Source organism: Delftia sp. RIT313, from assembly GCF_000632165.1.
Taxonomy (GTDB): domain Bacteria; phylum Pseudomonadota; class Gammaproteobacteria; order Burkholderiales; family Burkholderiaceae_C; genus Comamonas; species Comamonas acidovorans.
In genome coordinates this window covers 21,798-41,252 of the sequence record NZ_JFYT01000072.1, presented here as the reverse complement: position 1 = coordinate 41,252, position 19,455 = coordinate 21,798, and the positions used below count along the sequence as shown (strand labels likewise).

16 protein-coding genes are annotated in these 19,455 nt (G+C 69.4%); 9 read left to right on the top strand and 7 right to left on the bottom strand.

All coding sequences use genetic code 11. From position 1 onward, the window contains the following. Window positions 1-215: 215 nt before the first annotated feature. Window positions 216-1,079 carry a creatininase family protein gene (locus tag BW39_RS22295; protein ID WP_043824341.1) on the bottom strand — a complete coding sequence of 288 codons (864 nt, stop codon included), beginning with the start codon at window positions 1,077-1,079 and terminating at the stop codon, window positions 216-218. Between the two features lie 41 nt (window positions 1,080-1,120). Then, window positions 1,121-2,098, bottom strand: coding sequence for a Bug family tripartite tricarboxylate transporter substrate binding protein (locus BW39_RS22290; RefSeq protein ID WP_034398003.1), 978 nt, complete (start codon window positions 2,096-2,098; stop codon window positions 1,121-1,123). A 214-nt stretch (window positions 2,099-2,312) separates the two neighbouring features. On the opposite strand from BW39_RS22290, the gene BW39_RS22285 reads away from it, so the two are divergent. The 4 genes from BW39_RS22285 (at window position 2,313) to BW39_RS22270 (ending at window position 7,322) form a co-directional block, all read left to right on the top strand. Then, the gene (locus BW39_RS22285; protein WP_043824340.1) at window positions 2,313-4,592 is read left to right on the top strand and encodes a protein-disulfide reductase DsbD family protein; all 2,280 of its coding nucleotides are present in this window, start codon (window positions 2,313-2,315) and stop codon (window positions 4,590-4,592) included. Window positions 4,593-4,785: 193 nt separating this feature from the next. Then, the gene (locus BW39_RS22280; RefSeq protein ID WP_043824338.1) at window positions 4,786-5,319 is read left to right on the top strand and encodes a hypothetical protein; all 534 of its coding nucleotides are present in this window, start codon (window positions 4,786-4,788) and stop codon (window positions 5,317-5,319) included. A gap of 235 nt (window positions 5,320-5,554) precedes the next feature. Further along, on the top strand, window positions 5,555-6,826 hold the full coding sequence (gene nhaA / locus BW39_RS22275) for a Na+/H+ antiporter NhaA (protein ID WP_043824337.1): 1,272 nt from the start codon (window positions 5,555-5,557) through the stop codon (window positions 6,824-6,826). Window positions 6,827-6,854: 28 nt separating this feature from the next. Further along, window positions 6,855-7,322 (top strand): CoA-binding protein, encoded by a 468-nt coding sequence (locus BW39_RS22270; RefSeq protein WP_043824346.1) that lies wholly within the window; start codon window positions 6,855-6,857, stop codon window positions 7,320-7,322. Between the two features lie 255 nt (window positions 7,323-7,577). On the opposite strand, the gene BW39_RS22265 is transcribed toward BW39_RS22270, so the two are convergent. Further along, window positions 7,578-8,411: a GNAT family N-acetyltransferase gene (locus BW39_RS22265; protein ID WP_043824345.1), complete on the bottom strand. Its 834-nt coding sequence runs from the start codon at window positions 8,409-8,411 to the stop codon at window positions 7,578-7,580. Window positions 8,412-8,718: 307 nt separating this feature from the next. Here BW39_RS22265 and BW39_RS22260 point away from each other — a divergent pair, with 307 nt between their 5' ends. Beyond that, on the top strand, window positions 8,719-10,551 hold the full coding sequence (locus BW39_RS22260) for a methyl-accepting chemotaxis protein (protein ID WP_034397996.1): 1,833 nt from the start codon (window positions 8,719-8,721) through the stop codon (window positions 10,549-10,551). A 19-nt stretch (window positions 10,552-10,570) separates the two neighbouring features. On the opposite strand, the gene BW39_RS22255 is transcribed toward BW39_RS22260, so the two are convergent. After that, the gene (locus tag BW39_RS22255; protein WP_185070681.1) at window positions 10,571-11,389 is read right to left on the bottom strand and encodes an IclR family transcriptional regulator; all 819 of its coding nucleotides are present in this window, start codon (window positions 11,387-11,389) and stop codon (window positions 10,571-10,573) included. Between the two features lie 149 nt (window positions 11,390-11,538). Here BW39_RS22255 and BW39_RS22250 point away from each other — a divergent pair, with 149 nt between their 5' ends. From BW39_RS22250 to BW39_RS22235, 4 genes are all read left to right on the top strand, one after another. Next, complete coding sequence (locus BW39_RS22250; protein ID WP_013800328.1) at window positions 11,539-12,504, top strand: MBL fold metallo-hydrolase; 966 nt, start codon at window positions 11,539-11,541, stop codon at window positions 12,502-12,504. A gap of 132 nt (window positions 12,505-12,636) precedes the next feature. Next, complete coding sequence (locus tag BW39_RS22245) at window positions 12,637-14,328, top strand: FAD-dependent oxidoreductase (protein ID WP_043824333.1); 1,692 nt, start codon at window positions 12,637-12,639, stop codon at window positions 14,326-14,328. 31 nt (window positions 14,329-14,359) lie between these two features. Next, entirely contained in the window at window positions 14,360-14,626 is a 267-nt protein-coding gene (locus tag BW39_RS22240; RefSeq protein ID WP_013800326.1) for a DUF2783 domain-containing protein, read from the top strand. Window positions 14,627-14,730: 104 nt separating this feature from the next. Then, on the top strand, window positions 14,731-15,702 hold the full coding sequence (locus BW39_RS22235) for a Bug family tripartite tricarboxylate transporter substrate binding protein (RefSeq protein ID WP_013800325.1): 972 nt from the start codon (window positions 14,731-14,733) through the stop codon (window positions 15,700-15,702). Between the two features lie 69 nt (window positions 15,703-15,771). Here the strand turns inward: BW39_RS22235 and BW39_RS22230 are convergent, their stop codons facing one another. Genes BW39_RS22230 through BW39_RS22220 form a run of 3 tightly spaced genes read right to left on the bottom strand, consistent with a single transcriptional unit; the run spans window position 15,772 to window position 19,435 of the window. Beyond that, window positions 15,772-16,521: an ABC transporter ATP-binding protein gene (locus BW39_RS22230; RefSeq protein ID WP_043824332.1), complete on the bottom strand. Its 750-nt coding sequence runs from the start codon at window positions 16,519-16,521 to the stop codon at window positions 15,772-15,774. Beyond that, window positions 16,518-18,410 (bottom strand): branched-chain amino acid ABC transporter ATP-binding protein/permease, encoded by a 1,893-nt coding sequence (locus BW39_RS22225; RefSeq protein WP_043824331.1) that lies wholly within the window; start codon window positions 18,408-18,410, stop codon window positions 16,518-16,520. Before BW39_RS22225 ends, BW39_RS22230 begins: the two co-directional genes overlap by 4 nt. Further along, window positions 18,407-19,435 carry a branched-chain amino acid ABC transporter permease gene (locus BW39_RS22220; RefSeq protein ID WP_012202505.1) on the bottom strand — a complete coding sequence of 343 codons (1,029 nt, stop codon included), beginning with the start codon at window positions 19,433-19,435 and terminating at the stop codon, window positions 18,407-18,409. The genes BW39_RS22225 and BW39_RS22220 overlap by 4 nt, the downstream gene beginning before the upstream one ends. Window positions 19,436-19,455 lie beyond the last annotated feature (20 nt).

Genomic DNA, 19,455 nt, shown 5'->3' with positions numbered 1-19,455 from the left:
ACGTAGCGCGCAGCGCGAAGTGAGTTTCACGGCGAACCCCGCAACCGCCACGGCGCAGGTGGCCCCGCAGCGCAGCGAAGGGGTCGCGGACATTCGGGCGCATTTCTTTGCCTACTTTCTTGCTGCGCGGCAAGAAAGTAGGTCGGCCGCCGGGCCGACTCCCGGCCTCGAAAAACCACCACCCGGCAGGGTCCAAAAACGACCCCGCAACAAACCTACAGCGGCTCCGGCGCCCGCCCCACAGTATCCGCAGGCAGCGCAACCATCTCGGACAACAACCGCACCAGCCCCCGAGCCGAAGCCTCCACCATCAAAGCCCCCCGCTCAGCCGTGGCCCCCGCAGCATTCCCCACCGCCCCGCAAACGTTGTAGTCCTCGATGGCCCAGCCCATCTTGGCGCTTCGCCCATTGCCCAGCAAGGCATGCCGCTGCGCCCTATCCTCCGAAGTGGAATGAAAGTCCCGCGCATGCTCCATGCGCACGGTCTCCGGCGCCAGGTGCAGCATCATCGACGTCTCCACCTCGCCGCCATGGATGCCGAAGCGGTGCTCATGCGCGCTGAACTGCGCATTGGCCGCATCGTCCACCAGTCCGAACCAGCTGCTGCTGTAGACCAGCAGGCCATGGCGCATGCGCAGCTCGCGCGCCACGATGTCCATCACGCTGACCTGGCCGCCATGGCCGTTGAGCAGCAGCAGCCGGCGCACGCCGGCCCGCGCCACGCAGGCGCCCAGCTCGGTCCACAGCGCGATCACCGTGGCGGGCGACAGCGTCAGCGTGCCGGCAAAGGATTGGTGCTCCACGCTGAAGCCGATGTTCTGCGGGGGAAGGAACAGCGCGGGCAGCTCGGCCGGCAGCAGCGGCAGGGCCGCATCGATCACGCCCTGCAGCAGGCGGGCGTCGACGGACATCGGCAGGTGCGGGCCGTGCTGCTCCACGGCGGCCACGGGCAGCACCGCCACGGTGCGGGCGGCCAGGCCGCTGGCCTGGGCCTGCGCAAAGTCGCGTGCAGAGGCCTCGGCCCACCAGCGGGAAGGCCAGGCGCCGGGGGATATCTTTTCGGGCGGGGAGTCTTGCATGGCCCGATATTAGGGCCATCCATGGGCTGCCGGAGCCCTCCTCACTCGGCCTTGAAGTTGGATTCCTTGACGATGCGTTTCCAGCGCTCGTTGTCCGACTCGATCAGCCGCGCGAACTCCTCGGGCGTTCCCCGGCGCGGCACATAGCTGTAGCTGCGCAGCTTGGCCAGCACGTCGGGCATCTGCATGACCTTGTCCATCTGCTGCGCGAGCTGGGCCACGATGTCGCGGGGCGTGCCCTTGGGCGCCAGCAGGCCCGACCAGGAGCTGAAGCCCATGCCGTCCACGCCGGCCTCCTTGATGGTGGGCACCTGGGGGAAGACTTCGGCGCGCTGGGGCAGCAGCACGGCCAGGGCCTTGACCTTGCCCGTGCGGATCATCTCCACCGAGGTGAAGGAGTCGAACGAGAAATCCACCTCGCCCGCCACCACGGCCTGCATCTGCGGCGCCGTGCCCTTGTACTGGGCGTTGACGATGCCCGGCGCGCCAATCACCTTCTTGAACTGCTCGGTGATCAGCGAAATCATGCTGCTGCCCGAGGACACGCTCAACGGCTTGCCCTGTTTGGCCATGGCGACCAGCTCCTGCAGGCTGTTCACGGGCAGGTCCTTGCGTGCGATGAGGACGAAGCCCACGTCGCACAGATGGCTGATGGGCTCGAAGCTGGACAGCGCCTCGTAGCTGGTCTTGTAGAGCACGGGGCTCAGGGTCTGCGCGCCGGCCGTGTTCATCAGCAGGGTGTAGCCGTCAGGCGTGGCGCGCGCGGCCAGTTCCGTGCCGATGACGCCGTTGGCGCCGCCCTTGTTGTCCACCACGAAGGACTGGCCGGTCAGCTCCCCGAGCTTTTGCATGGCCAGCCGCGCCACCACGTCGGTGGTGCCACCGGCGGGAAAGGGCACGATCACGCGCACGGACTTGTCGGGATAGGCGGCTGCCGCGCGCGCGTGCTGCGGCAGTCCCCAGGCTGCGGCCGCTGCCGCGCCAGCGGCCAGGAAGTGGCGGCGAGATGTCTCCTGCATGGCTTGTCTCCTTGTGTTGCTCTATCCCGGATGGGTGGCCGGTCCATGATGGGCAACGGACATATCGCCTGTCCAATACCAAGCGCCTATGCAACGATATCTTTTGCCAATCGTCCTGCGGCCGGCCACAGGCGATCTCTCTGGACAGCCCGCTACCATCGCAGCCTGCAGCCGGGGGAACCAAAGACCATGCCCCTGGCTCCCACAGTCCGCCATGCCGCACCAACCACCTCTTCGCCACACTGCCCCCCAGCACCTCGCCTTCTGGCTCCTCGCCTTTTTCCTTGCCGCCGCCAGCCTGCTTGCCACCCCTGCCGGCGCGCAGCTGCGCCTGAAGACCGGCAGCGGGGCGGCCGCGGCCGTGGACACGCCACGCGTGCGGGCCGAGCTCGTGGCCCAGGCACCCGAAGGCGTTCAACCCGGCAAGACGCTGTGGCTGGGCCTGCTGATCACCCACCAGCCCGAATGGCATACCTATTGGAAGAACGCCGGTGATTCCGGCTTGGCCACCGAGCTGAACTGGCAGCTGCCTGCAGGCCTGACGGCGGGCGAGATCCAGTGGCCCGTGCCCGAGGCGCTGCGCGTGGGCCCGCTGCTCAACTACGGCTATGAGGGCCAGGTGCTGCTGCCCGTGCCCGTGCAGGTGGCCGCCGACTTCAAGCCGCCCGCGTCCGGCATGCTGGACCTGCGCCTGCATGCGAATTGGCTGGTCTGCCGCGTGGAGTGCATTCCCGAGGAAGGCGATTTCCAGCTGCAGCTGCCCGTGCAGGGCAGCACGGCAGGCCAGGGTCAGGCCTTCACCCAGGCCTGGGCGCTCAAGCCCCAGGCACTGTCTGCGCCAGCCCAGGCCAAGGTGGTGCCGGCCAGCCAGCCTGCCGCACAAGGCAGGACGCCCGACGAGCGCGTGCAACTGCGCATCGAGGGCCTGCCGGAATCCCTGCAGGGCCGCACGCTGGACTTCTATCCCGAATCTTCCGACACCTTCCACCACGCGGCAGAACTGGGCAAGGACTGGCAGCAGCATTGGGACGGCGCGGCCTGGGTGGCCGAGCTGCCCCTGTCCGACATGCGTGGCGACACTCCGGCCAAGCTGCCCGTGGTTCTGGCCCTGCCACCTGCCGAGCGCGCCGCAGCGCTGGAGCAGGGCCAGCCCGTGGCCTGGCGCGCCGAGGCTCCGGTCGAGGGCCGCTGGACGGCCGCCGCCATGGCCAGCGTTTCCCCCGCACTGGCCGCCGCCCTGGCGGCCAACCAGGCCGCTGCGCCTGCTGCCAGCGCCACCAGCGCCACCAGCCTGTGGATGGCCTTGCTCGGTGGCCTGGTGGGTGGACTGATCCTCAACCTCATGCCCTGCGTCTTCCCGGTGCTGGCCATCAAGATCCTGGGCTTTGCACGCCATGGACAGGACCGCCGCGCCCAGCGCCTGGGCGGGCTGGCCTATACGGCGGGCGTGGTGCTGTCCTTCCTGGCCCTGGGTGGCCTGTTGCTGGCGCTGCGCGCGGCGGGCGAGCAGCTGGGCTGGGGCTTTCAGCTGCAGTCCCCGGCCATCGTGGCCCTGCTGGCAGCCCTGTTCACGCTGCTGGGGCTGAACCTGGCAGGCCTGTTCGAGTTCGGCTCCATGCTCCCCGGCCGCTGGGCTGCGGCCCATGCGCGCCATCCGGTGGCCGATGCCTTTCTGTCCGGCGTGCTGGCTGTGGCCATTGCCTCGCCCTGCACGGCGCCGTTCATGGGCGCCTCGCTGGGCTTTGCCATCGACATGCCGGCCCTGCAGGCGCTGACGGTGTTCGCCGCCCTGGGCCTGGGCATGGCCCTGCCCTATCTGCTGGCCAGCTTCGTCCCCGCCGTGGTGCGCTGGCTACCGCGCCCGGGCGCTTGGATGGATACCTTCCGCCGCGCCATGGCCTTCCCCATGTTCGCCACCGTGGTCTGGCTGGTCTGGGTGCTGGGGCACCAAAGCGGCATCGACGCCGCCACCGCGCTGCTGGCCCTGCTGCTGGCCTTCAGCGCCCTGGTCTGGACGCTGACGCTCAAGGGCCGCACACGGGCCGTGCTGGCCACACTGGCCGTGGTGCTGGCAGGCGCGCTGCTGGCCACCACCGCGCCCCTGATCACCACGCCTGCCCAGGCGGAGGGCACGGGCACGGCGTCCGCTGCAGGCGAGCGCTGGCAGCCCTGGTCGGCCGCCCGCGTGGCCGAGCTGCAGGCGGCGGGCAAGCCCGTGTTCGTGGACTACACGGCCGCCTGGTGCGTGACCTGCCAGGTCAACAAGCGCACCACGCTCAACCATGAGGAGGTGCTGGCCGCCTTCGAACAGCACGGCGTCGCCCTGCTGCGCGCCGACTGGACGCGGCGCGACCCGGCCATCACCGCTGCGCTGCAGCAACTGGGCCGCAGCGGCGTGCCCGTCTATGTGCTGCATGCGCCGGGCAAGCCCCCGGTGGTGCTCAGCGAGCTGCTATCGAAGAACGAGGTACTGGGGGCGTTGGCCGCGCTTTGACGGCACGACCTCCTGGGACAAACCCCGATTTTGGGTAGGTCCCAGGCCTACATTTGTTGCAGCGCACGCCGACCTAGACTGGATGCATCCGGGGAATACCGCAATCCGAACGCTAGGCGCCGCGGCTGCCGCCCGACTCCGGAGACCCGCCCGCGCGGCAACTGCTCGCCCTGCACGACACAGGAGGTGGGCCATGCATGCACTGATCACCCATTCGCACCCTTCGGGGGTGCAACATCGTTCACGCGGCAAGGGTTTGCTGCTGGCGCTGGGGCTTGCCAGCCTGGCCGTGGCGGGGATCGTCCTGCCCTTTGTCTGGGACCTGCTGGGCTTCATCAACGGATTGCCCAAGATGGGATGGCTGCAGTCCATCCTGGCGGTCTCGCCGGTGTTCAGCTGGCTGATGATGTTCGCTTGGGGCCTGGCCGTTCCCGTGGCGCTGATCTATGCGCTCTACCATCCGCAGACCCATCCCTGGGGCAATGCCGCCATGGTGGCGGGCGCCATGTTCATCGCCGTCACCTGGTACGTGCACATGCCCGCCGCATCGCAATGCACGGCGATGTATCCGCAGACCGGCATGGCCTGCTCGGTGCTGCAATGGGGCTTCAGCATGAGCCTGGGCGTGGCAACGGCGGCCTATGTGTTCCTGGTCTTCATGATTGCGCTGTCCTCGCTGGGGCTGCTGGCCGAATGCGTTGCGCGCAATGAGCCGCCCAGACCCTGAATCCGCAGGTCTTGGGCAAGGGTCCCGGCCGCCGATTTTTTGCCGCCGGGCCGCCCCAAGGCAAAAAACGGCCCCCTCGGGGGGCAGCGGACCTTGCGCAGCAAAGGGAGCGTGGGGGCTTCTTTTATAATGGCGGCTGGGTGTCCAGACCGCATGGGGCGGCAGGACAGGTGTTGATAGCGCAGGTCGGGCCGCCTGCGCACCGGGGCCGCAAGGCCCCTTTGCTGCTTTGCACATGAACACCTACACGACCCCGCGGCCGTCCGGCCCGCGCACGCCCCTTTTCCTGTCTTTCGCCGATCGCGTCGGCGCCTTCCTGTCCCGCTGGTCCCATGCCGAGGCCGCGGGCGGCATCGTGCTGCTGCTGGCTGCGGCCGCCGCCCTGGTCTGGGCGAACTCCGGCTGGGCCGGCTCCTATGAGGCGCTGTGGCACACGCCGCTGAGCGTGGGCCTGGGCCCGTGGCAGCTGTCGCAATCCCTGCATTTCTGGGTCAACGATGCGCTGATGAGCGTGTTCTTTCTCGTGGTCGGCATGGAGATACGCCGCGAGATGCATTCCGGCGCACTGGCCCAGCCGCGCCAGGCGCTGCTGCCCGTGATGGCCGCGCTGGGCGGCGTGGTGGCGCCGGCCCTGATCTTCCTGGCCTTCAATGCCGCGCCGCCGCTGCGCAATGGCTGGGCCGTGCCCACGGCCACCGACATCGCCTTTGCCATGGGCGTGCTGGCCCTGCTGGGCCGGGGCCTGCCGCCCGCGCTGCGCGTGTTCCTGCTGGCGCTGGCCATCATCGACGACCTGGTGGCCGTGCTCATCATTGCGCTGTTCTATTCGGGCGGGCTGCAGTGGGACCAACTGCTGGTGGCCGCCGCCGGCCTGGCCGGCGTGTTCCTGCTGCAGTCGCTGGGTGTTCGCCGCGCCTGGGCCTATGTGCTGCCGGGCGCCGTGCTCTGGTGGGGCATCTGGCAGACCGGCGCCCATCCGACGCTGGCCGGCGTGGTGCTGGGCTTGGTGACGCCCGTGCACGCACTGGCAGGCCGCGAAAGCGCAGCGCCCGTGGAGCGCGTGCAGGCGGACCTGCATCCCTGGGTGGCCTTTGGCGTGATGCCGCTGTTTGCGCTGGCCAATGCCGGCGTGCCGCTGCAGGGCGCGGGCACCGCTGGCATTGATGTGGCGGGCACGTCGGCCGTGATGTGGGGCGTGGCCCTGGCCCTGGTACTGGGCAAGCCGCTGGGCGTGCTGCTCAGCTGCTGGCTGGCCGTGCGCCTGCGGATGTGCGCACTGCCGCCAGGCATGGGCTGGAGCGACACGCTGCTGGCCGGCCTGCTGGCAGGCATTGGCTTCACCATGGCCATCTTCATCGCCACGCTGGCCTTTGACAGCGAGGCCCTGCTCAATGCCGCCAAGCTGGGGGTGCTGATGGCCTCGGCCACGGCCGCCGTGCTGGGCCTGGCCTGGGGCCTGGTGCTGCGCCGCCGCCATGCTGCGGCCGCGACAGCGCAGCCGGCCTGATCCGCATGCGCTGCGTACACTGCGGCGCATGAGTGATACAGCCACAGACTCCCGCCTGCGTGACATCCTCGTGCAGTGCCGCACCCTGGCCGTGGTCGGCCTGTCGCCGCAGCCCGACCGGCCCAGCCACCAAGCCTCGCAGTACATGCAGCGCCACGGCTACCGCATCGTTCCCGTGAACCCCGTGGTGGCACGCGAAGGCGGACGCATCCTGGGCGAACCCGTCCATGCCAGCCTGGCCGACGCTGCGGCCGCGCTGGCCGCACAGGGCCTGCGCATCGACATGGTCGATTGCTTCCGAAAGAGCGAGGACATCCCGCCGCTGGCCGCCGAGGCCGTTGCCATCGGCGCGCGCTGCCTGTGGCTGCAATTGGGCGTGGTCAACGACAAAGCCCTGGAACTGGCCCGCGCTGCGGGCCAGTGGACCGTGCAGGACCGCTGCGTGAAGATCGAGCACCAGCGCCTTCTGGCCGATGCCCCGCCCACTGCCCGGTAGCTCAGGAATTGCCCATGAAAAAGGCCGCAGCCCCTGAAAGGCTGCGGCCTGCAATTGGCGTGGACCAAGGCCCGGTCAGTCCGGTGCAGGTTACCTGCCTCCGTCCGGGTGTCTGCTTCAGCCCACATCCAGCATCATGCACGGTCTTTGTGACAGCCCTGTGATGCACATCACGGTCCGGCTCACTGCACAAGAAGCCGGATCCGCCCTCTCTTTCCGAAAATCCCCCGATTCCCCCCAAGCGCCGGGACGGCCTCAGCCGCGCCGCGTGAACAGGCGCATGTAGCGCGAAGGCAGGTCCTGCATGCGCATCATGATGGGCAGGTCGGCCGTGTTGAAGTCGCTGTCCCAGGCCGGCGCGCCCAGCACCTTGGCGCCCGTGCGCAGATAGCCCTGGATCAGCGCGGGCGGCTCCACGCTCATGCCGCTGGTGCTGACCGAGGCCAACTCCTCGGGCAGGGCCACGCGGGGACGCACCTGCAGCTCGGGCTCGGCCAGATGGGTCTGGCGCAGTTGCTGCCAGACGCGCGCCGGGCCCTCGCCGTGGGCCAGGCCCGGGTACTGCATGGGAATGCTGGCGCAGCCGACCATGGCGTCCAGCCGGTTGCGCTGCATGAATTCGGCCAGGGCGCCCCACAGCGCCAGGATCACGCCGCCCTGGCGGTGCGATGCGTGCACGCAGCTGCGGCCCAGCTCCACCATGCGCGGGCGCCAGGCGTGCAGCGGGGCGAGGTCGAATTCCTGGTCGGAGTACAGGCCGCCCGCGCGCAGCGCCTGGGTGGGCGTGAGCAGGCGGTAGGTGCCGATGACCACGCCCCGGTCGGCATCGCAGACCATGAGGTGCTCGCAGAAGTCGTCGAAGGCATCGATGTCGTGCCCGGCCAGCGGCGTCTGCAGCACGGCGCCCATCTCGGCGGCGAACACCGCGTGGCGCAGGCGCTGCACCTGTCGCACTTCGTCAAGGTGCCGGGCCCAGCGCACGTCCAGCCGCAGCGGTTTGTCTGCGGCCTGGGGTGGCTGGAGAAGCGCGGAAAGCGGGGGCTTGGCGACGTCGATCGCCGCGTTGCGAAGGGTGTCAAGAACGTCCATATGCCCGCCTTCCTCGTCATGTTGGACGCAGTCGGTGACCTGCCTGTGCCACTCGGTTTGCCTGCGTGCCGCCATTGTGGAAAGCGGCCATGAAAGTCCCGCGACGGTTGCGTTACAGCAACATGTCACACCGCACTGCAATGGTGCGCTGCAGCAAATGCCTCTATGACAGGTGTTGCGCGCAAGTTGGTGCACGCCATCCCAGGGTTGGCATGTCGTCAAGAATGAAACAAATTGTGCGTTAATGACAGGGCCGCATGCCCGGCCATCGCGGCTTGCGGAGTCCTCAGTCTTCCCTTGCCGCGCCATGCTCCAGACCCTTCGCTCCAAGATCCTTGCCATCAGCACAGCCACCGTGGTCGGCGCCCTTGCCATCACGGGGGCCGCCACGTACCACATCGTCCGCGGCAGCACGTTCCAGACCATCGAACAGGATCTGGATGCCATCACCGCAGGCAACACCATGGCCATCGACCAGTGGGTGGCCTCCAAGGCACGCGCCGTCAGCGCCGCCGCCGCCGTGATCGAGCATGGCGACCCGCAGGGCTTTGCCGCCCACATGGGCCAGGCCAGCGGCTTTCCCATCACCACGGTGGGCTGGCAGGACAAGACCTTCAAGTCCACCACCAGCACCCCGCCCGACTACGACCCCACGGCCCGCCCCTGGTACAAGAGCGCTGTGCAGGCCGGCAAGCTGACGCTGACCAAGCCCTATGGCGACTCCACCACGGGCGTGCCCTATGTGGCCTTCGTGGCGCCCATGCTGCGCGGCGGCGCGCTGCAGGGCGTGATCAGCGGCGCCGTGCCGCTGGAGGGCGTGCGCGAGGTGGTCTCCGCCATCCGCCCCACGCCCGGCAGCCTGGGCTTTGTGGTCAGCCGTGACGGCCAGGTGCTGGCGCATGCCGATGCCAAGCTGCTGCTCAAGCCCACCTCCGACCTCTCCGAGCTGCTGACGCCTGCCGCGCTGACTGCGCTGGCCAGCGCCACGGCGCCGCTGGAAGTGAACCTGGGCGGCAGCGCCAAGCTGCTCAAGGCCCGCCCCGTGCAGGGCACGGACTGGCTGCTGGTGGTGGCATTGGACAAGGCCGAGGCCACGACCGGACTGCAAAGCGTGCTCAAGACGCTGGCCATTGCCATCGTGCTGCTGGCCTGCCTGGCCACGGCCGTGGCGGCGGCGCTGACGGCCCAGTCCTTCCGGCGCCTGTCGCAGGTGCGCGACGCCATGGACAAGATCGGCTCGGGCGGCGGCGACCTGACGCAGCGCCTGCCGGTGTCGGGCAATGACGAAGTGGCGCAGATCGCCTCGTCCTTCAACGGCTTCGTCGAGCAGATCGGCACCGTGCTCAAGGATGTGCGCAACGGCGTGGAGTCCATGAAGACCGCCACCGACGAGATCAAGCTGGGCAACCTGGACCTGTCCAACCGCACCGAGTCCTCGGCCAGCAGCCTGCAGGAGACCTCGGCCTCGCTGTCGCAGCTGACGGCCAATGTGCGCCAGTCGGCCGAGGCGGCCGCCATGGCCACGCGCCTGGCCCAATCGGCCAGCAGCTCGGCCACCAAGGGCGGCGACGTGGTGGGCAGCGCCGTGAGCACCATGGACGACATCTCCAAGGCCTCGTCCAAGATCGGCGAGATCATCGGCGTCATCGACGCCATCGCCTTCCAGACCAACATCCTGGCGCTCAATGCCGCCGTCGAGGCAGCCCGCGCGGGTGAGCAGGGCCGGGGCTTTGCCGTGGTGGCGGCAGAAGTGCGCAGCCTGGCCCACCGCAGCGCGGCGGCCGCCAAGGAGATCAAGACCCTGATCGACGCCTCCGGCGCCAGCGTGGCCATGGGCACGGACCGCGTGCGCGCGGCCGGCCAGACCATGGGCGAGATCGTGGAGGGCATCCAGCGCGTCTCCCAGATCATTGTCGAGATCAACGGCGCCATGACCGAGCAGAGCGTGGGCATCGGCCAGATCAACCAGGCCGTGGCCGACATGGACCGCGCCACGCAGCAGAACGCCGCGCTGGTGGAGGAGTCCACCGCCGCATCGTCCGTGCTCAACGAGCAGGCCCACCACCTGTCGCGCACGGTGGCCGGCTTCACGCTGGAAGGGCGTGCGCCTGCCCGGGATCAGCTGCTGCTGACCAACTGAGCCGCAGCAAGCGACGGGCTCAGGCCTGGGCCGGCGCTCCCAGGCGCTGGGACAGGCTGCGCGCCTGGGCCTGCAGCAGCAGGGCCGGCCGGCCTTGCAGGTCCAGGTCCAGCGTGGCCGAAGGGCCGATGGCGGCAATGGCCAGCACCAGCTGGCCAAAGCCGTCGAACACCGGCACGGCCAGCGCGCTCACGCCTGACAGCAGCTGGTTCTCGACCCGGCTCAGGCGGCTGGCGCGGATGGCGGCCAGCTCCTGAGCGAAGGCCGGCTCCTCCAGGCTGTGGCCTTCCGCGTCCAGCAGGGGCGCAATGCGCCCGGGCTCGCCAAAGGCCGCAAAGATCTTGCCCGTGGCCGTGTGGCGCAGCGATGCCGGCGTGCCGTGGCGCATGGCCACATAGACATGGGTGGGCCCCTCTTCCACGCGGATGATGGTCGGCCCCTGGCCGCTCCACATGGCAATCGACACCGTGCTGCCCACCTCCTGCGCCAGCGCGGGCAGCTCGGCAATCGCCAGGCGCACGGGATCGGCCTGCTGCAGGCTGATCAGCCCCATCTGTATGGCCAGCGGCCCCAGGCCGTAGTGGCCGCTGGCGCGGTCCTGCTCCATCAGGCCCAGCTTGCAGAAGCTCACCAGGTAGGGATGGGCCTTGGCCGCCGTCATGCCGGCCTCGCGCGCCAGATCCTTCAGCGCCATGCGCCGGCCGGTGCGCGCCAGCGCCTTGAGCAGCTGGCCGCCGACCTCCACGCTCTGGATGCCACGCGGGCCGCGCGCGGGCTCGTCATCGGCGCTGTCGGAGGGGAAGACGGGGTCGTTCGGGGAGGAGGCGGCATCGGACATGGCAGGCATTGTGAAGGCTGGAACCCGAGGTTTGCGGCTCCGAGGGTTTTTCACTATGTCAAATGAATTGTTCAATGTTGAATTTTTCCCTAGCATTCAGACATTCGATAAAAACAAATGCATTTGTCCATCTCAAAAGCAGGATGCCCATGACCACCAAGACCTTTGCCTCCGCCGCCGACCTCGAAATCAAGCAGGTCAGCTTCGACAAGCTCTCCGAGCACGCCTATGCCTACACGGCCGAAGGCGACCCCAACACCGGCATCATCATTGGCGACGACGCGGTGATGGTGATCGACACCCAGGCCACGCCCGTCATGGCCCAGGACGTGATCCGCCGCATCCGCGAGGTCACCGACAAGCCCATCAAGTACGTCACGCTGTCGCACTACCACGCGGTGCGCGTGCTGGGCGCCTCGGCCTTCTTCGCGGAAGGCGCCGAGCACATCATTGCCAGCCAGGACACCTACGACCTCATCGTGGAGCGCGGCGAGCAGGACAAGGCCAGCGAGATCGGCCGCTTCCCGCGCCTGTTCCAGAACGTGGAAAGCGTGCCCGACGGCATGACCTGGCCCACCCTGACCTTCACCGGCAAGATGACGCTGTGGCTGGGCAAGCTCGAGGTGCAGATCCTGCAGCTGGGCCGCGGCCACACCAAGGGCGACACCGTGGTCTGGCTGCCCCAGGACAAGGTGCTGTTCAGCGGCGACCTGGTGGAATTCGGCGCCACGCCCTATGCGGGCGATGCCTACTTCCAGGACTGGCCGCACACGCTGGACGCCATCGCCGCCCTGCAGCCCGAAAAGCTCGTGCCCGGCCGGGGCGCCGCGCTGCAGACGCCGGCCGAGGTGCAGGCCGGCCTGGCCGGCACGCGCGACTTCATCAGCGACCTGTGGACCGAGGTCAAGGCCGGCGCCGACGCCCAGCAGGACCTGCGCAAGGTCTACGAGGCCGCCTTCGCCAAGCTGCAGCCCAAGTACGGCCAGTGGGTGATCTTCAACCACTGCATGCCCTTCGATGTGACCCGCGCCTATGACGAGGCATCGGGCCACGCCGACCCGCGCATCTGGACCGCCGAGCGCGACCGCCAGATGTGGCTGGCGCTCGAAGGCTGATGCACGGCGGCGTCCGGGCCTGAACACCGGCACGCCCGCCCATCGCACCCGTCCGTGAACCGGCGCCCTGGCGCGCCGGCGGGGATGGCTGCGCCCTTTTTTCCACACTGCCCACGCCAGAGGACGAACACCATGTCCCACCCCGCCATCTCCCTGCAAGCGCTGCGCGGCAGCGGCGCAGACATACAGTCCATCCATATTCCCTACGAGCGCCATGCCGACCAGGACGCCGGTGCGGACACGCCCGCCCGGCATCCCGTGGTCATCGTCGGCGCCGGCCCCGTGGGCCTGTCGCTGGCCATCGACCTGGCCCAGCGCGGCCAGCGCGTGGTGCTGCTGGACAACGACTGCCGGCTGTCCACGGGCTCGCGCGCCATCTGCTTTTCCAAGCGCACGCTGGAGATCTGGGACCGCCTGGGCGTGGGCCAGCCCATGGTGGACAAGGGCGTGTCCTGGAACCTGGGCAAGGTCTTCTTCAAGGACCAGCCGCTGTACCGCTTCGACCTGCTGCCCGAGGACGGCCATGAGCGCCCGGCCTTCATCAACCTGCAGCAGTACTACGCCGAGGCCTATCTGGTCGAGCGCGCACTGCAGCTGCCGCTGATCGACCTGCGCTGGCACAGCAAGGTCACGGCACTGGAGCCGCAGGCCGAGGGCGCCCTGCTGACCGTGGAGACGCCCGATGGCAGCTACCGCATCGATGCGCAATGGGTCCTGGCCTGCGACGGCTCGCGCTCGCCGCTGCGCGGCCTGCTGGGCCAGGAAAGCCATGGCCGCATCTTCCGCGACCGCTTCCTGATCGCCGACGTGAAGATGCATGCCGAATTCCCCACCGAGCGCTGGTTCTGGTTCGACCCGCCCTTCCACCCGGGCCAGAGCGTGCTGCTGCACCGCCAGCCCGACGATGTCTGGCGCATCGACTTCCAGCTGGGCTGGGACGCGGACCCCGAGGAAGAGAAAAAGCCCGAGAACATCGTGCCGCGCATCCGCGCCCTGCTGGGCAAGGACGCGCCCTTCGAGCTGGAATGGGCCAGCGTCTACACCTTCGCCTGCCTGCGCATGGACCGCTTCGTCCATGGCCGCGTGGTCTTCGCGGGCGACAGCGCCCACGGCGTCTCGCCGTTTGGCGCACGCGGCGCCAACAGCGGCGTGCAGGATGCCGAGAACCTGGCCTGGAAGCTGGACCGCGTGCTGCGCGGCCAGGCCGATGCCTCGCTGATCGCCACCTACGGCGCCGAGCGCGAATACGCGGCCGACGAGAACATCCGCAACTCCACGCGCGCCACCGACTTCATCACGCCCAAGAGCGAGATCAGCCGCCTGTTCCGCGACGCCGTGCTGGACCTGGCGCGCGACCATGAATTCGCGCGCCGCATCGTCAACAGCGGGCGGCTGTCCGTGCCGGCCACGCTGCACGGCTCCGTGCTCAACACGCCTGACACCGACACCTTCGACGGAACGCAGATGCCCGGCGCCGTGCTGGCCGATGCGCCCATGCGCCGGCCCGGCGCAGACGGCACGGCCTGGCTGCTGCGCGCACTGGGACCGGACTTCACGCTGCTGCACTTCGGCCCCACGCCCGCCTGGGCACAGGCGCTGCCCGGCGTGCTCAACCTGTCCATTGCGGCCGAGGGCGAGGCCCATGCGCCAGACGCCGACCTCATCGATGCGCGCGGCCTGGCGGCCAAACGCCTGGATGCACGCCCCGGCACCAGCTACCTGCTGCGGCCTGACCAGCATGTCTGCGCGCGCTGGCGCCGCCCCGACGAGGCCGGCGTGCGCGCCGCTCTCCAAAGAGCCTGCGGCGCCGCCGCCACGGCCTGAACCTCTTACGCCCCATCCACAGGAGACCGCCATGCTGCTGTCCACCCACCCCAACCTGCAGGCCTGCGACGATTTCTACGAAGCCCTGATCGCCACCCACCAGGGGCTCGATACCGCGCAAAGCCATGCCCTCAATGCCCGCCTCGTGCTGCTGCTGGCCAATCACATCGGCCACCAGGGCACCTTGCTGCATGCGCTCGAACTGGCCCGCGCCAGCGCAGGACTTGCCCCTGCCGGCGCGGACCCGGCCGAGCGCGGCGCCGTGACGCCGGTCGCCCCGGTGCACGCGGCCGCCTGAAGCCGCGCGCCGCCGCCCGTGCGGCGGCCTGCCATCCCCACAAAGGCGCCCGCCTCACAACTCGGACATCTCACAAGGGCGCCGCATACAACATGGAGACAAGGATGCAACGCAAGCAGTTTCTAGCCGCACTGGCCTGCTCGGGCCTGGCCCTGGCCGCAGGGCCTGCCGCCCTGGCACAGGACAAGCCCCTGGAATGGGTCGTGGGCTATGCGGCCGGCGGCGGCTCGGACGTGGTCGCCCGCGTCATCGCCGAAGCCATGGGCCGCAACATGGAGCGGGTCATCGTCATCAACAACAAGCCCGGCGCGGGCACCAACATCGCGGCCGAGTACAGCGCCCGCTCGCGCGACTACGGCAACCTCATGTTCACGGCCGACTTCGCCACGCTGGCGGCCAACCCCTTCCTGTTCAGCAAGCTCAACTACAACGCCGAGCGCGACTTCAAGCCCGTGGGCATGCTGGTGCGCTTTCCCATGCTGCTGGTGGTCAACAACGAGGTGCCCGCCACCAACCTCGCCGAATTCCTGGCCTGGGCCAAACAGCAAAAGACCGGCGTGAGCTGGGGCTCAGCCGGCCTGGGCAGCCCCCACCACCTGGTGGGCGAACTGTTCCGCGAACAGGCGGGCATCAGCAACATGACCCATGTGCCCTACCGTGGCGCCGCTCCGGCCGTGCAGGACGTGGTCGGCGGCCAGATCCCTGCCATGTGGGCCGACAGCGCCACCATCATTCCCTTCCTGAGCGAGAAAAAGCTCAAGGCCATCGGCGTGGCCAGCCCCGCGCGCGTGGACGTCCTGCCCCAGGTCGCCACGCTGCAGGAGCAGGGCCTCAAGGGTTTCGAGGGCTATGCCTGGCAGGGCATCGTCGTGCCCACGGGCAGCTCGGCCGAGGTGGTCAAGAAGTTCAGCCAGTCGCTGCAGCAGGCCCTGGCCGACACCCGCACCAAGGCACGCCTGGCCGCCATGGGCGTGGAGCCCATGCCCGGCAGCGCCGACCAGATGGGCCAGTTCGTGCGCGCCGAGCGCAGCAAGTGGGGGCGGGTGATCTCGGCCAACAATATCAAGCTGGATTGAGCGCCCCGCTGCAGATGCAAAAAGGCTGCCGGTCCGGCAGCCTTTTTCGTTGTGGCGGGAGGTTGCGTCTCAGGCCACCGCCACCGCCTCCGCACTGCGCCCCATCCCCAGATAGGTATCGATGATGCGCCGGTCATGCAGCAGCTCCCTGGCCGCGCCGCTGAGGGCCACGGCGCCCATCTCCAGCACGTAGGCACGGTCGGCCACCTTGAGGGCGGCGCGCGCGTTCTGCTCGACCAGCAGCACCGAGACGCCGTGGTCGCGCAGGCCGGCCACGACCTGCAGCACCTCGCGCACGATCAGCGGCGCCAGGCCCAGCGAGGGCTCGTCCAGCAGCAGCAGGCGCGGGCGTGCCATCAGCGCGCGGCCGATGGCCAGCATCTGGCGCTCGCCGCCCGACAGGGTGGAGGCCATCTGCGGGCGCCGCTCCCTCAGGCGCGGGAAGATGGCAAAGACCTCGTCCATGCGCTGCGCCTGGTCGCGCAGGCCCCGGCGCCAGCGCGAGAAGCCGCCCAGCAGCAGGTTGTCCTCCACCGACATCTCGCCGAACAGCTCGCGCTTTTCGGGCACCAGGGCCACGCCGTTGGCCACCATGACCTCGACGCCGGGGCGTGCGATGCGCTTGCCGTCCAGATGGATCTCGCCGCGCGAGGGCAGCAGGCCCATGGCGGCCGACAGCAGCGTGGTCTTGCCCGCGCCGTTGGGGCCGATGACGGTGACGATCTCGCCGCTGCGCACATCCAGATCCACCTGGTGCACGGCCTCCACGGGACCGTAGGACACGCTAAGGCCCTTGAGCTGCAAAAGGGTGTCGCTCATGCCGTCTCTCCGGTTGCCTCGTCGTCGTCGCCGCCGCCCAGGTAGGCATCCAGCACGCGCTGGTTGACCTGGATCTGGGCCGGCGTGCCTTCGGCGATCACGGTGCCGAACTCCAGCACCGTGATGCGGTCCGCAAGATTCATGACGAACTCCATGTCGTGCTCCACGACGAGAATGCCCAGCCCCTCGGCGCGCAGCTGGCGCAGCAGGTCGGCCAGGGCCTGTTTTTCCAAGTGGCGCAGGCCGGCGGCCGGCTCGTCCAGCAGCAGGGCCGCAGGCTGGCCGGCCAGGGCGCGTGCGATCTCCACGATGCGCTGCTGGCCCAAGGCGAGCGAGGCGGCCGGCACGTCGGCGAAGGCGCCCAGGCCGCAGCGCTCGATCTGGCGGCGCGCCTCGGCCAGCACCGAGGCCTCCTCGGCCCGGTCCAGGCGCAGCATGGAGGCCAGCCAGCCCCGGTGCGCACGCCGGTGCGCGCCCACGGCCACGTTCTCCAGCACGCTGCGCTGGCCCAGCAGGCGCACATGCTGGAAGGTGCGGCCCAGGCCCAGGGCGGCAAAGCGGCGCGAGGGCGCATCGTTCATGGCCTGGTCCATGAAGCGCACCTGGCCCTCGGTGGGCGAGTCCACGCCCGAGATCATGTTGAAGAAAGTGCTCTTGCCCGCGCCGTTGGGGCCGATCAGCGCATGCACCTCGCCGGCCTTGAGCGTCATGGCCACATCGTTGTTGGCCACCAGGCCGCCGAAGCGCTTGGTCACATGCTCGGCCGCCAGCAGCACCTGGCCCGTAGCGGGCAGCGCGCGCTGCGCCAGCGGCGCCGCGTCCGCCAGCTTCAGATCGGAAACGGGCCGGCGCACCCAGCGTGCCGTGAGCGCCTGCAGCGTGGGCCACAGGCCTTCTGCAAAGCGCTGCAGCACCAGCACCATCAGCAGGCCGAAGACGATGACCTCGAAGTTGCCGCTGGTGCCCAGCAGGGCCGGCAATATGTCCTGCAGCTTTTGCTTGACCAGGGTGATCAGCGTGGCGCCCAGCACCGCGCCCCACAGGTGGCCGGCGCCGCCCACCACGGCCATGAACAGGTACTCGATGCCCACGTTGAGGTTGAAGGGCGCCGGGCTCACGAAGCGCTGCATGTGGGCGTAGAGCCAGCCCGACAGCGTGGCCAGCAGGGCCGCCAGCACGAAGAGCTTGACGCGGTAGTGCGCCGTGTCGATGCCCATGGATTCGGCCATGACGCGGCCGCCGCGCAGCGCGCGGATGGCCCGGCCCTCGCGCGAGTCCAGCAGGTTGTGCAGCAGCCACAGCGCCACCAGCAGCACGGCCCAGATCACCACGCCCATGGCGCGCGGCGAGGCCAGCGAGACGCCGCCGATCACCAGCGGCGCAATGCCCGTGATGCCGGTCTGCCCGCCCAGGAACTCCATGTTGCCGAACAGGTAGTACAGGCTCAGCCCCCAGGCGATGGTGCACAGCGGCAGGTAGTGGCCCTGCAGCTTGACCGTGACCGCGCCCAGCAGCCAGGCCACGACGAAGGTGATGAGCAGGCCCAGCGCCAGGCCCACCCAGGGCAGGCCCGCCGCGCCCACCAGCCCGCCCAGCGCGGCCACCGAGGCAGGCGCCGTGCAGACCCAGGCCGTGGCATAGGCGCCGATGCCCACGAAGGCCGCCTGGCCGAACGAGGTCATGCCGCCCACGCCGGTCAGCATCACCAGGCCTGCGGCCACCATGGCGAACAGGCCGATGTAGCTGAGGATGACGACGGTGAAATCAGGCAGAAAGCCCCAGGACGCGGCCAGCAGCGCAATGGCGGCCACCGTGAGCACGCGCGTGCTGATGCCGCCCGAGGCGGCCTTGGCAGGCGCCGTGGCCTGCGAGGAAACGGGGGCGCTCATTCTTCTTCCTCCACATGGTGGCTATTGCGCGATCGCCACCACAGCACCGGGATGATCAGCGTGAACACCAGCACCTCCTTGTAGGCACTGGCCCAGAACGACGAGAAGGCCTCCAGCAGCCCGACCAGCAGCGCGCCGGCCAGGGCCAGCGGGTAGCTGGCCAGCCCGCCCACGATGGCGGCCACGAAGCCCTTGAGGCCGATCAGAAAGCCGGTGTCGTAGTACACCGTGGTCAGCGGCGCGATCAGCAGGCCGGAGATGGCGCCGATCAGCGCGGCCAGCGCAAAGCTCACGTCGCCGGCCATGGCCGTGGGAATGCCCATGAGGCGTGCACCCACGCGGTTGATGGCCGTGGCGCGCAGCGCCTTGCCGATCATGGAGCGCTCGAAGAACACGAACAGCAGGGCCACCAGCACCAGGGTCACGCCCACCACCACCAGGGACTGGCCCGAGATCGTGATGTCGCCCAGGCGCAGCTGCGCCTCGGAAAACGCGGGGGTGCGCGAGCCTTCGGCACCGAAGAACAGCAGCCCCAGGCCGACCAGCACGCCGTGCATGGCCACCGAGACGATAAGCAGCATCAGCACCGAGGCATGGGCCAGCGGCCGGTAGGCCAGGCGGTACAGCAGCGGCCCCATGGGCGTGATCAGCACCAGGGTGGCCAGCGCCTGCAGCATCAGCGAGGACGGGCGCAGCCCCCAGGCCAGGGCCACGGCAATGGCCGGCAGCGCCAGGCACCACAGGAAGGTGGCAGGCCAGCTCACCTGGCTGCCCGCACGCCAGCGCAGCAGGTCCACCACCAGCACGGCGGCGGCCAGGGCCAGCAGCAGCCACAGCGTGGTGGGCACGCGGCCGGCCTGCATCATGGCCAGGGTGAGCGCGCCGAAGGCGACGAACTCGCCCTGCGGAATGAAGATGATGCGGGTGACCGAGAACACCAGCACCAGGGCCAGCGCCATCAGGCCGTAGACGGCGCCGTTGACGATGCCGTCCTGCCCCAGCAGCAGGGCGATTTGCAGATCCATGATCGACTTTCGAGCAGGCG